This is a genomic window from Porphyromonas asaccharolytica DSM 20707, from assembly GCF_000212375.1.
GTDB lineage: Bacteria > Bacteroidota > Bacteroidia > Bacteroidales > Porphyromonadaceae > Porphyromonas > Porphyromonas asaccharolytica.
Genome location: NC_015501.1, coordinates 1,813,267 through 1,825,676, shown reverse-complemented (window position 1 = coordinate 1,825,676; position 12,410 = coordinate 1,813,267). Strand labels below are relative to the sequence as shown.

At 54.9% G+C, this 12,410-nt stretch carries 11 protein-coding genes; all 11 read right to left on the bottom strand.

Features of this window, described 5'->3' with window-relative positions; all coding sequences use genetic code 11:
• Positions 1–8 precede the first annotated feature (8 nt).
• The 11 genes from PORAS_RS07075 to gcvH all read right to left on the bottom strand — a co-directional run bounded on the left by PORAS_RS07075 (position 9) and on the right by gcvH (position 12,403).
• Positions 9–1,805 (bottom strand): chloride channel protein, encoded by a 1,797-nt coding sequence (locus tag PORAS_RS07075; protein WP_013760725.1) that lies wholly within the window; start codon positions 1,803–1,805, stop codon positions 9–11.
• 10 nt (positions 1,806–1,815) lie between these two features.
• Complete coding sequence (locus PORAS_RS07070; protein WP_013760724.1) at positions 1,816–3,213, bottom strand: exopolysaccharide biosynthesis polyprenyl glycosylphosphotransferase; 1,398 nt, start codon at positions 3,211–3,213, stop codon at positions 1,816–1,818.
• A 71-nt stretch (positions 3,214–3,284) separates the two neighbouring features.
• A complete protein-coding gene (locus tag PORAS_RS07065; RefSeq protein WP_013760723.1) occupies positions 3,285–3,872 on the bottom strand; it encodes an L-threonylcarbamoyladenylate synthase in 588 nt (195 codons plus the stop codon).
• A 426-nt stretch (positions 3,873–4,298) separates the two neighbouring features.
• Entirely contained in the window at positions 4,299–5,234 is a 936-nt protein-coding gene (ribF, locus tag PORAS_RS07060; RefSeq protein WP_013760722.1) for a riboflavin biosynthesis protein RibF, read from the bottom strand.
• Positions 5,235–5,283: 49 nt separating this feature from the next.
• Positions 5,284–6,585, bottom strand: a complete 1,302-nt coding sequence (locus PORAS_RS07055; RefSeq protein WP_013760721.1) for a murein hydrolase activator EnvC family protein — start codon at positions 6,583–6,585, stop codon at positions 5,284–5,286.
• Between the two features lie 33 nt (positions 6,586–6,618).
• Positions 6,619–7,440, bottom strand: coding sequence for a lipoprotein insertase outer membrane protein LolB1 (gene lolB1, locus PORAS_RS07050; protein WP_013760720.1), 822 nt, complete (start codon positions 7,438–7,440; stop codon positions 6,619–6,621).
• A 27-nt stretch (positions 7,441–7,467) separates the two neighbouring features.
• Positions 7,468–9,231: a tetratricopeptide repeat protein gene (locus PORAS_RS07045; RefSeq protein ID WP_013760719.1), complete on the bottom strand. Its 1,764-nt coding sequence runs from the start codon at positions 9,229–9,231 to the stop codon at positions 7,468–7,470.
• A complete protein-coding gene (dut, locus tag PORAS_RS07040) occupies positions 9,228–9,662 on the bottom strand; it encodes a dUTP diphosphatase (protein ID WP_013760718.1) in 435 nt (144 codons plus the stop codon). The genes PORAS_RS07045 and dut overlap by 4 nt, the downstream gene beginning before the upstream one ends.
• A 20-nt stretch (positions 9,663–9,682) precedes the next feature.
• Positions 9,683–11,398 (bottom strand): flavodoxin-dependent (E)-4-hydroxy-3-methylbut-2-enyl-diphosphate synthase, encoded by a 1,716-nt coding sequence (locus PORAS_RS07035; RefSeq protein ID WP_013760717.1) that lies wholly within the window; start codon positions 11,396–11,398, stop codon positions 9,683–9,685.
• Positions 11,399–11,500: 102 nt separating this feature from the next.
• A complete protein-coding gene (gene purE / locus PORAS_RS07030) occupies positions 11,501–12,010 on the bottom strand; it encodes a 5-(carboxyamino)imidazole ribonucleotide mutase (RefSeq protein ID WP_004330380.1) in 510 nt (169 codons plus the stop codon).
• 12 nt (positions 12,011–12,022) lie between these two features.
• Entirely contained in the window at positions 12,023–12,403 is a 381-nt protein-coding gene (gcvH, locus tag PORAS_RS07025) for a glycine cleavage system protein GcvH (RefSeq protein WP_004330374.1), read from the bottom strand.
• Positions 12,404–12,410 lie beyond the last annotated feature (7 nt).

Sequence of the window (12,410 nt, the reverse complement as noted above, 5' to 3'; positions counted from 1 at the left end):
CTAGCTGTTTATTCGTCAGGTGAGAGGACATTGAGCACCTCTCGGTAGGTGTTGAATATCTTAGACTTAGAGACATAGCCGAGGTACTGTCCCTCGGGCGTTACGACGGGGAGGTTCCACGCCTTGGTCTCGTCAAAGAGGTGCATAATGTGATCCATATGCATATCGCTCTGGATGCGGGCTGGCGGGGAAACCATGATACGGTCCACCTTGTAGCGATCGTATAGCTCAGGGCGAAACATGATGTTGCGTATATCATCGAGCGAAACCACGCCGAGGAGCTTGTCGGTCTCACGCTCCACCACGGGGAAGAGATTGCGCTTAGCACGTCCCACTACCTGGACCAGTTCACCGAGCGTCATATCGGGATAGACCTTATCGAAGTCTGTCTCGATCACATTATCGATGCTCATCACTGTGAGCACCGCCTGATCCTTGCTGTGAGTCATCAGCTTGCCCTGTTGTGCTAGACGTAGGGAGTAGATACTGTGAGGCATGAAGATGCGGATCGTCCCGTAGGAGCAGATAGCGACCAGCATGAGTGGTAGGAGCAGGTTGTAGCCCCCAGTCAGCTCAGCGATGAGGAAGGTGCCCGTCAGTGGCGCATGCATCACGCCCGCCATCACGCCCGCCATGCCCATGAGGACAAAGTTCTTTTGCGGTAGGTAGACCTCAATGAAGGGGAAGAAGTTTAGCGCATAGGCAAAGACAAAGCCACACAAGCCCCCCACGAAGAGGCTAGGCGCAAAGAGTCCGCCGCACCCGCCACCACTATTGGTCGCTACGGAGGCAAAAACTTTCACCAGCATGGTGCAGAGGAGGAAGGCGAAGATAACCCAGTAGTTACTCCCGAAGGAGTCGAAGATACTATTGTCCGTCACGGAGCTGTATTGTCCCGCCATTAGGTCGCTGAGCGTGTTGTAACCCTCGCCAAAGAGCGGAGGAAAAAGGAAGATAGCCACACTGAGGATGAGCATCGAGATGCCGTAACGCTTGAGGAAGTTGCTGCGCCTCTTGAGCCAACTCTCCAATGCAAACATCACCTTGGAGAAGTAGAGCGAGGTAAAGCCACAGGCGATACCGAGCAGGATCACGTAGGGGATGCGCTCTGCCGTGAAAGGGTCACTCTGGTAAAAAGAGAACATCGCCTGCTGTCCCGTCAGCAGGTAAGCCATCGTGGCCGATGTGACGGAGCTAATCAGTAGCGGTAGCACGCTGCTCAGCGTCAAGTCGAGGAGTAGCACCTCCACCACAAAGACCAAGCCCGCAATGGGTGCCTTAAAGATCCCCGCGATAGCACCCGCAGCACCGCACCCCACGAGGAGCATCAGTTGACGCTGCTCCAGCTTGAAGAGCCGTCCCGTATTGCTCCCGATGGCGGCGCCCGTCATCACGATAGGCGACTCGGCTCCGACCGATCCACCGAAGCCGATGGTGATCGAACTAGCTAGGAGCGATGACCACGTGTTGTGTGGCTTGATACGACTCTTGCGTTGTGACATAGCGCCCAGCACCTTCGTCACACCGTGGCTTATGTCGTCACGGATGAATAGCTTGACCACGCCCGCCGTCAGCAGGACGCCAATAGGTGGCAGGATCAGGTACCACACATTAGCCTGGCGTATGGCGGGCATCAGGAGATGCTGTATCGTGCCGATCAATTGTTTGAGCGCAAAGGCAGCCAGGGCGGTCAAGATACCGATGATAAAAGATAAGATCAGTACGAAGATGCGCTCACTGATGTGAGCCTCGCGCCATAGGATGAAGCGTTGTAGTAGTGATATGCGTGTAGTCGTAGTCGTCATCGCAGCCGTGTTACTTTCCTTTTCCCTTGATAATAGTGCCCACCGTGCAGAGCAGCACCGCTAGGTCGAGCTTGATCGACATGTGCTCGTAGAAGAGCCAGTCATAGTAGAGTCGCTCGACCATCTCATCGACCGTCGAGGCATAGCCGTACCTCACCATACCCCACGACGTAATGCCCGGTCGTAGCTGGTGTAGCAGGTAGTAGTAGGGTGCCCGCTCGAGGATCTGCTTGATGTAGTAAGCGCGCTCGGGGCGAGGTCCTACGATAGACATATCGCCTCGCAATACGTTGTAAAACTGGGGCAGCTCGTCTAGTCGATATTTGCGCAGCTTGGCACCCAATGGTGTGACTCGCTTGTCTCCCTCGTGGCTAAGCTGGGGACCCGCAGCCTCTGCGTCTGTGTACATCGTGCGAAACTTATAGATCCAAAAAGGCTTCCCTCCACGCCCCACACGCTCCTGACTGTAGAAGACGGGCCCCTCCGAAGAGCGCTTGACCAAAACAGCCAGCACCGCAAAGAGAGGCGACAAAAGCACCAGCAAGATTAGCGAGAAGAGACGGTCGAAGAGCCACTTCACATTTTGCTCCATCTCGCTCATCTGCGTCTGCGTCACATCGTGCAGCGGTAGTCCTCGTAGCGTGCGCGCTTGTAGTGAGGAGCGTACGCCCATCACCCCCTCTAGGTATATTTTGATTGGTAGCTTGCAGCGGTACAGCTCGTAGAGCAGATGCGTAGCTCGTAGCGTGTCCGCCTCATTGGCCACCATATAGATTGCTTCGATGGGCTGAACTTTATCCTGCTCCTCTAGTATTGCCTGCACCCGCTCTAGTGTGACAGGCTCAGAGCCGAAAGGTAACTGCGCCACAGCGTGGTAATGCATCTCCATACGCACCGCCTGCAGCTTGGAAATCACCTCGGGTGTGCCAATGAGCAGGATCTGTGGCCAATGCTCTGGCATGCGGTCATACCTGATCTGCTGCAAAGTGATCGTCAGGCGACCCGCATAGATAAGGAGAAAGTGCGTCAGATAGAGTAGGGCGAAGAGAAGCAGGTGCGCACTACGCCCGTCGATCACATCGTCCACCACGAGGAAGAGGTACTCGATGACCACCCCCACGAAGACACTCCCAGCTGTCAGGAAGAACTCATCAATTCGGCTCTTCGCTAATACCTTATTATAGTACCCCGAGAGCGTTAGGAAGCCCATCCAGAAGAGCACCACCACGAGCGTCACCCAGTACATCTTCGTGTTGAAGAGGAAGAGCGACAGCTCGCCAAATGTCGCACTCTGATCCTCGACCACGTAGCGCACTACGTTGAAGAGCGTCGTCGCCAGCAGGACCGCCACAAGGTCGGAGACGATGTAGCGCAGGCGTACCGTAGCTTGTCGAGACTTCTTCGTCATAGATTTTATGGTCAGGCAGCGATTAGTAGCCGCTAAAGGGTCGTTTAGCGGCTTTTGACCAGCCTTATTACTTAGCGAATGACCCGCACCTCATTATTGATCCCCAGCTTGATAATGTCTGAGGGCATGCCGTCGATATGCTCATCTTGGCGTAGCGGGACCACATAGTCGACCATCTTGATCAGTGCTGGATCAATCTCCGAGTAGTTGTGTGGTGAACTAGTCCCCGCTAGATTGGCAGAGGTTGAGACAAGCGGTCGGCGTAGCATGCGGCAGATCTCCTGACAGAGCGTATCACTTGCGATGCGTATCCCGATTGAGCCGTCATCCGCGAGTAGTTGCGGAGCCACATTGCGCCCCTCGGGGTAGATAATAGTGAGCGGACGCACCGCTACATCGATCAGTTGGAATGCCATCGATGGTACCGTACGCACATACGACTGTATCCGCACGTCGCTATCGACCAGCATCAGCATCGGCTTGCCTGTGGGGCGACCCTTGAGAGCCGAGAGGCGATCCACCGCCTCCTCATTGGTTGCGTCGCATCCCAAGCCCCAGATCGTGTCGGTCGGGTAAAGGATGATACCACCACGCTGTAATACATCGACCGCTTCACGCGCTGCGGATAGAATCTCAGGAGAAGGAGCTACTTGGTTCATAAAGCTATGTAGAGAGGTAAATGCCTCCACGACATTGTGAAGACTTCCAGCACAAAGGTACAAAATCAGACGGGATACCGCTAGAGCAAACAGTGCCACACCGATGAAACGCCAGTTTCCTCCGTTGGAAAAAAGAATTTCCTCCGTTGGAAAAAAGAATTTCCTCCGTTGGAAAAAGAAATTTCCTCCCTAGGAACTGAAAAGTACCTCCCTAGGAACTGAAAAGGTCCACCCTTGGAACTAAAAAGTTCCAAAAGAGGATTTAGTTTTGGAACTCGTATCTATTACAAGATCAGTATGATACGACTAGTGTAGACGACAGCTTCTGCTCGAAGGTGACTCACAGGTAAAGGGGGAGCGGGCAAAAAGAAGGGGCTATACCGCAGCGTAGCGATATAGCCCCTGAGGGTTGGGTGTCGGATTGGATCAGTCGGAGAGGTGGAAGTAGCGTCGCACTGCCTCTTCGTCGCGGGTGATCTGCTTGCGCAGTGCGTCTAAGCTCTCGAAGTGTAACTCCTGACGTAGTCTATCGCAGAGGGAGATCTGCAGCTCCTGACCATAGAGTTGGTACTCCTCGCCGCCCATCAGAAAGACCTCGATCATCGTCTCCTCCTCGGCTAGCTCGAGCGTAGGGCGTGTGCCGATGTAGAGCATGCTCGGTATATCTCTCTGCTGGCTCGCTCCAAAGGGGTCGATGGTCGTGCGTGCCATATAGACGCCTGCAGGAGGGAGCGCTTTGTGAGGAGAGGGTACCTCTATATTGGCTGTCGGATAGCCCAGTTTGCGCCCGATCTGAAGCCCCGTCTTGACCTTTCCTAAGATGGTGTAGGGGTGTCCTAGCTGTCTCTCCGCCTCGGTCACGGCTCCAGTGTCTATCCACCGGCGTATAGCTGTCGAGCTGATGGGGTCTTGGCTTGTGCTGTCTTCCAGGGTGTACGCCTCTCCTCGTATGCAGCGTATGCCGTAGCGGTGCGCTATCGCCTGATAATCCTCAAAGGCTAGCCCCTTGTCATGCCCGAAGTGGTGGTCAAAGCCTACGACGAGCGTGTGAATCTGTAGCTGCTCGTCGAGGTAGGTGCGGAGAAACTCCTCGGCACTCATCTGCGACAAGGCTACTGTAAAGGGGATAACGGCGACCCGCTCTATGCCCATCTGGTGCAGGAGTAACTCCTTCTCGCGCTCTAGTGTGATGAGGCGGAAGGGTCGCTCGGGGTGAAGCACTAGCTGCGGGTGTGGCTCGAAGGTGACGACCCCTGAGGTCAAGTGATCTTGCTTGGCTATCGTGAGGACTTGGCGGATCAGCGCCTGGTGCCCTAGATGTACGCCATCGAAGGCCCCCATGGCAACGACTAGATGCCTCATAGACTCTGCTCTCTGCATGAATGAACTGCTCTAAATAGTGTGTGGAGGATTAGCGTATCCAGGCTTGGGGATTGAGCTTGTTGCGCTCGTGCCACACTTGGAACTGCATGACCCCATACTGCCCCCCATCGTCACTAGCCACGGTGCCTAGCACCTGACCCGTCTTGACCTTTTGCCCTGCTCGTACAGAAACGTTTTGCAGATTGGCATAGACGGTCAGATAGTTACCATGACGTATGATGATAGAATTATGGTAGCCTGGCACGACGAAGACCTTGCTGACTACACCATCGAAGATGGCGACTGCCTCGGTGCCACGTGCCACTTGTATGTCAATACCGCCATTGCGCGTCTGCACCATGGCTAGATCGTCGTGCTGCTGGAGACCAAAGCGTCTGATGACACGGTAGCGACCCTTGACAGGTGGGGGCAGCTGTCCCTTGTTGGCCGCAAAGGAGCTGGCCAGCTTACGCTCGGCAGCGTCCATCGCATAGCCGTCCTTAGTCTCGGCGCGACGCTCTGCCTCTTTGGGCACCTTCTTGCCTTTCTTACGAGCCTCACGCTCAAGACGCTCACGCTCTTCACGCGCCTTGCGCTCTGCCTCGGCTATCTCACGAGCTATCTGATCTTGGATAGCTTGGTTGAGCTGCTCCGCCTTGCGTTGCTGCTGTTTGAGCTTCTTCTGGAGTGATTGTCGCTCGGTAGATAGCTCCTTGACCTCAGAGGCGATACTCTTCTGTTGCTGTTCTAGCTTGACACGCTCTTCGGCACGTAGCTGTAGAAGCGTGCCTTTTTGTTGTTTAGTTGCTATGAGTTGGTTTTGGCTCGCTTGCAGCTGCTCACGGGTGGTGTGTAGCTGTGCTGCGACCTCTTTGTGAGCTCTAGCGTAAGCCGAGAGGTAGCGCACACGACGTATGCCCTCGTCAAAGCTGGAGGCGGAGAGGATGAAGAGTAGTCGATCCTCAAAGCGTGGACGCTGTTGGAGTGCTTGCAGCGTCTTGGCGTATCGCTCCCGGCTCACCTCCTCCTTTTGCTGTAGCTTGCCTATCTGTATGGCTAGCGAGTCGATGGAGATGTTGAGCAGAGCCACCTCTTGATCTAGAAGGACGATGACCTGACTACGATCTTTGATCTGCTGGCGAACGAGTTTGTCTTGCTTGGCTTTTTCCGAAAGGTTCTGACCGAGGGATTTGATCTCTTTGTCGGTCTTCTTGATCGCATTGAGTAGCTCGGTGCGCTGCCGCTCGAGCTTGCGTACGGCAGCGGACTTCTTGGGTTGCTGTGCCAAGAGGAGAGTACCTGTAAGCGTGAGTAAGCAGAGGGTATAGAGTAACCGTCGGAGGTGTGACATAGATCGATGGAGGAGTGGAGTGTGCGATATAATCTAAAGGAGCCGGAGCAACTCGTCTAGGGACATGGTCGTGTAGCCGCCCTGAGGCTCGGTGAGACGATCTTGCAGTTGGGCTGGAGTGAGCTCTTTGCTCTTGCTATACTTTAGCTGTATGGAGAGACGCTTGCGCGGTGTGGAGACGAGGAGCTGTGTCACGTCGGGCTTGCTGGAGCCACTCTGGTAGCTGTACCGTCCTTGCAGATAGCCTCCCTTGCTTTGGTCGGTGGAGGCGATGCGTATAGTGCCTAGCTGGCATTGCGGATTAACCATATAGTCGACGACCCAGGGCTTGCTCTTGAGGCTACGCAGTGAGATCTCTAAAGAACCTCTCCCGACTATGTACTCACGATCGGCTAGGTAGGTGGGCTGGCCAAGGAGTAGGTCACGCAGGAGCGTATACGACACCTCGGTGTCAAGACGCTCGCTCAGCGCATAGTAGCTGATGGTGACCTTGGCTTCGTGCATCATATCGTACAGAGCGATATGGTCGGGGAGTATGTAAATGCGGAGAGCCTCCACGAAGGGGAGCGGACGAGCCGAGAGCATTAGTCCCTCACTCTGACCTACAAAGAGATCCATGCGTGTCGATAGCTGCGAGTCACTTAGAGATAGCTCGGCGCTAGCGATGCGATGCTCGGGCGTATGGTTGATCTGGAGGATTTGGTCAGAAAGCCATGAGTCGCCTAGAGCGCAACCACCCTCGTCTGCGACCGTAGGAGCCTTTGGGGAGCTAGAGTGACTAGCGCGTGTGCCACAAGCTAGAAGCAGTAGCGTGCTACCGACGATGAGGAGGAAAGATCTTAGAATGTGTCTCATGATAGGTCTATAGTTAGTGTATCACAACTAAGGGGTCAGCGAATCGATCTTCTGCTGGAGTCCCTCCGTGGGAGCCAACTTGTAAGCTCGCTGCCACTGCTGGAGCGCAGCTTGTCGATCACCACCCTGCAGATAGGCGTCTCCTAGTCGCTCGATGTAGCCCGCATTGGGCTTGCCTATTTGCTTGGCTCGCTCTACCGCTTGCGAGAGCATGAGCTGCGCCATAGTCGTTTGCCCCTGAGCTAGGAGGATCGTGCCGTAGGTGTCGAGGATGTTGGCCTCTTCGGGGGCTAGTCCGTAGGCTGTTGCGGCTAGTTGCTCAGCTTTTGCTAGGTAGCTGCTGTCTTGTGGGGATAGGGTGTAGAGGTAGTAAGCGTAGTTGTTGAGTAGGATAGCATCTCGGGGGAAGAGTCGCTCGGCAATCTCAAAGACCTCTAACGCTTGTGCCGACCGCTCTTGCTTCTCGTAGATAAGAGAAGAGTAGAGGAGTAGCATGCGCAGCCCCTCGGTCGGCTCAACACTTTTGGCTGTCTTGAGTTTGGTCAAGTCTAGCTGGCTACTGATCGCTTGCTGCGCTTCGTCTAGACGATCATGAGCGATGAGTTCTCCAGCGTAGAGTGCCAGTATCTGAAGGTCTGCGGGGTAACGCTTTTGAACTGAGGTCAGGTAGTCTATTCGCTCCTGCTCTTGCATCTGCGAAGCTTTTACGATGACTGCACTATAAGCGGTCTTGGGGTTGTCGTAAAACTGCTTGACCAGTTGCTCCGCCTGCGCTTTCCCCTGTTGTGTCGAGACGATTAGGTAAAGGTCGGCGAAGAGCTTCGGATCGCTCGGCTCTAGCTCTGCGAGGCGTGTCAGAGCGGGGATAAACTCTGACGGGATCTGGCTAATGTCTGAGAAGTCAGGTAGCAGCATAGAGACAATGCGTGCCGAGACAGGAGAGATGCTATCTTGACGCTCTAGGTAGTGGTAGAGGTATTCGGCCGATTGCTTGGTGTCTCGGCGCGAGGCGATCAGCTCGGCACGCGTCACATCGATGTAAGCATCGGGTAGGGAGAGCGTCTGCTGGAGCTGCGCTAGGCTCTTGTCTATCTGGTCGTCTAGTCTCAGTGCGTTGAGTGCTTCTAGACGTGTGTGGTGATTGCCAAGACTACTCGGATCCAGCTCAACGAGTCGCTCTGCGGCTTGGAGCATACGCTGATAGTCTCCTTGCTTGGAGGAGGACTGCGCGATGAGACGGTAGTAGGTATCTTGCTGCTGAGGGGTTGTGAGCTGTGTCGTGTCGAGTAGTGCTATCTGCTCTAGTAGCTCTTGGTTTTTGTCTAGCATCGCTAGGCTCGTCAGATGGACTAGCAGTATGTCGGGATGACTGGAAACCTCTCTTGGGAGCAATGCAAAGAGCGAGTCCGCCTCATTAATATCTCCGTGACTGTAGAGGAGTGTGAGGTAGTAGCGTACGAGCTCTTGATTGGCACGAGCTTGATCGCTTCTCTTGGTGAAAAGTGTCTGGAGTAAGTCTCTAGCGTCATTTTGGCGATCCGCTAGGTCAAGCCAGCTGGCAAGCGGTACAGCCGTCCGAACCTGCTGGTCGGGATAGGCGTCGTAGAGATAGTAGAGATAGCCGATAGCTGGCTCCTGCGCTCCTGTGAAGAAGAGGATGTTAGCGTAATCTTCAATCTGCGCATAGGCTGCCCCCTCCGTCTCTGTAGCTTGCGCAGAGAGTTTAGTAGAGCTTAGCCCTATTAGAGCTAAGAAAAAGAGTAAGAGTGTCTGACGACCAATGCTTTTCATACGCCCGTATGTCCAAAACCGCCACCGCCTCGCTGGGTGTCTGAGAGGCTCTCCACTTCGATCCAGTCACACTGCTCGTGGCGGGCGAAGACTAGCTGAGCGATCCGATCGCCAGGTGCTATCTCCACCGTCTCCTGAGATAGATTGATGAGGATCACCTGTAGTTCGCCACGGTAGTCTGCGTCGATCGTGCCAGGCGCATTGAGTACGGTCAGCCCCTGCTTGAGGGCTAGCCCACTGCGTGGACGCACCTGTCCCTCGTAGCCGGCGGGGATCTCCATGTATAGACCTGTGGGTACCAGCCGACGCTCTAGGGGTGCTAGCGAGACGCTTTGCTCTAGGTTAGCACGTAGGTCTAGCCCTGCAGAGAGCGCCGTAGCGTATTGGGGCAGGGGATAGGAAGAGCGGTTGATAATCCGAATAGAAAGCATGAGTAGCGTTGGTATAAAGGTTATTGCTGTGGTGGGTCGCACCACTTGCCGTCGCTCTTGATGAGCTCAATGAGACGATCCACAGCTTCTGCCGAAGGGATGCCGTGTACGAGTCGCTCCTGCCCTCGGTATAGGTCGACCTTGCCGACGCCTCCACCCACGTAGCCGTAGTCAGCATCGGCCATTTCGCCAGGACCATTGACGATGCAGCCCATCACGCCGATCTTGAGATTAGGCAGGTGCGCTAGTCTTTTCTTGACCTGTGCCACCGTCTGCTGGAGGTCAAAGAGCGTGCGCCCACAGCCTGGACAGCTGATGAACTCCGTGTGAGTCATCTTGATACGTACCGCCTGCAGGATACCATTGAGCAGGTCTAGACGAGCCTTAGGACTCATAGCCGCTGCTGAGAAAGCGACTGCATTGCCGATCCCCTCTAGCAGCAGGGAGCCGAGCTGCGTAGCGCAGTCGATCAAGATGTCGTCATAGCCTCTCGCATGGGACGTATAGTGCAGCAAGATGCGGGGCATCGTGCCTCTTCCCGAGAGCTGATCCACGGCATAGCGTACCCTATATATATAGTCCAGCTCTGCGCCTCGTAGCTCTAGCCAAGAGTGTCCGTCCCAGTGAGCTGCAAAGTCTTCTAGATGCTGTAAGAGCCGATCCAGAGGTGTGTCTAAGTCGATGATCTGTAATGTCTGTTGCTCATTAGAGAAAGCCAGTTGTGTCTCCTCCAGTCGAGCATCAAAGCCCACGTCGAGAGCTCTCCCGTCACTGTCTAGCGTTAGCACAGCGGGATAGTGAGTCAGTGTCTTAGCACCCTGCGCTTGGTCACGAGTTACGGAGCGATAAGTATGGCTCCCGTAGATAGGTCTTGCCTGGTCAAAGGCGGCCAACTGATCAATGTAAGCGATGAGCTTTTTGCCAAAGCGAAGCTCCGCCTCAGGCTCCTCGCTTAGAGAGACTCTCAGCGTGTCGCCCAGCCCGTCAACGAGCAGACTAGCAATACCTATACAGCTCTTGACACGCCCGTCCTCACCAGCTCCCGCCTCGGTGACTCCAAGGTGCAGTGGGTAGTGCCAGTCTAGCACATCCATACGCTCTACCAGTAGCCGCACGGCTTGCGTCATGACTAAGACGTTAGAGGCTTTCATCGAGATGACCACGTCACGCATCCCTAGACTGTCGCACACCTCTAGGTACTCCATGCAGGAGGCGACCATCCCCTCGGGCGTGTTGCCATACTGAGCTAGGATGCGCTCAGAGAGGGAGCCGTGATTGACCCCAATGCGTATAGCTCGGTGACGAGCTTGCGCTTCGCGAACAAAGCGTCCGAAGACCTCAGCGATCTCCGCCCGTGCCGTCTCATCGTCTAGCGAAGCCTTCTGATGAAGAAAGTTGCCCGGGTTGATACGTACCTTGTCCACATGCTTGAGCGCCTCAAAGGCGGGTTCGCTCCTGAAGTGTATGTCTGCCACAAGAGGCATACGACACCCCTCGGCGTGTAGTCGCTCAGCGATCACGCCTAGATTGGTAGCTTCTCGCACGCCTTGAGCGGTGTATCTAAAGAGTTGACACCCCTCGCTGGCACAGCGTAAGGCTTGTGCCACACAGAGGTCCGTCTCCATCGTACTCACATTGGCCATGCTCTGTAAGAGCAGTGGAGACTCGCCTCCTAGACGAGCCTCGCCGACAGGTATGGTGTAGCTATGACGACGCTGGTATCTACAGAGAGACATAAACGAATAGAGCGTGTGGTAGGTGTGTATAAAAGATAGATAGACGAGGAGAGGAGGAGGGCAAAAAGTTATGTCGCCCTCCGCCTCTACATCGTCATATCGTTAGTTCGTTTTGTACTTGTAGTCAGAGATCTGGGCTAGCTCTTTGTTAGCCTTGACGATCTTCTCCTTGAGCGAAGCCTTCTGAGCTCTCACTCTTTGAGCTATCTCAGGATCGCCTAGAGCGAGCATCTGAGCAGCTAGAAGAGCTGCGTTTTGAGCAGCATTGACTCCGACCGTTGCTACGGGGATGCCAGGAGGCATCTGTACGATAGCCAGCAGAGCGTCTAGTCCCTCTAGTGAGGCATCAATAGGCACTCCGATCACAGGTAGTGTAGTCATCGAAGCGATGACACCGCATAGGTGTGCTGCCATACCAGCAGCAGCTATGATGACACGTACGCCACGCTCCTCGGCACCTCGTGCGAACTCAGCTACCTCATCGGGAGTACGATGGGCAGAGAGTGCGAGTAGCTCGAAGGGTATCTCCAGTGCCTCCAGTTGCTTGGCGGCACGCTGCATGATGGGTAGATCACTCGTGCTACCCATGATGACACTAACGAGAGGTTGCATCTGCTCTAGGTCTTACTTACCGATCTTCTCTTGATAGCCAGCAGCGTCCAGGAGCTCGTCAGCCTCTGCGGGGTTTTCGATAGCTATCTTGATGATCCAGCCCTTACCGTATGGGTCCTCGTTGACCAGCTCAGGAGCATCCTCGAGCTCCGCATTGACCTCTAGGACCTCGCCCGTCATAGGCATCATCAGGTCAGAAACAGTCTTGACAGCCTCGATAGAGCCAAAGACCTCGTTGCGGTCGATCTTCTCACCCTCGGTGTCAACGTCTACGTAGACGATCTCGCCTAGCTCGCTCTGAGCAAAGTCGGTGATGCCGATGACAGCCTCGTTGCCATTGATGCGTACCCACTCGTGGTCAGCCGTGTACTTTAGTTCGTTTGGGAAGTTCATAGTTGTT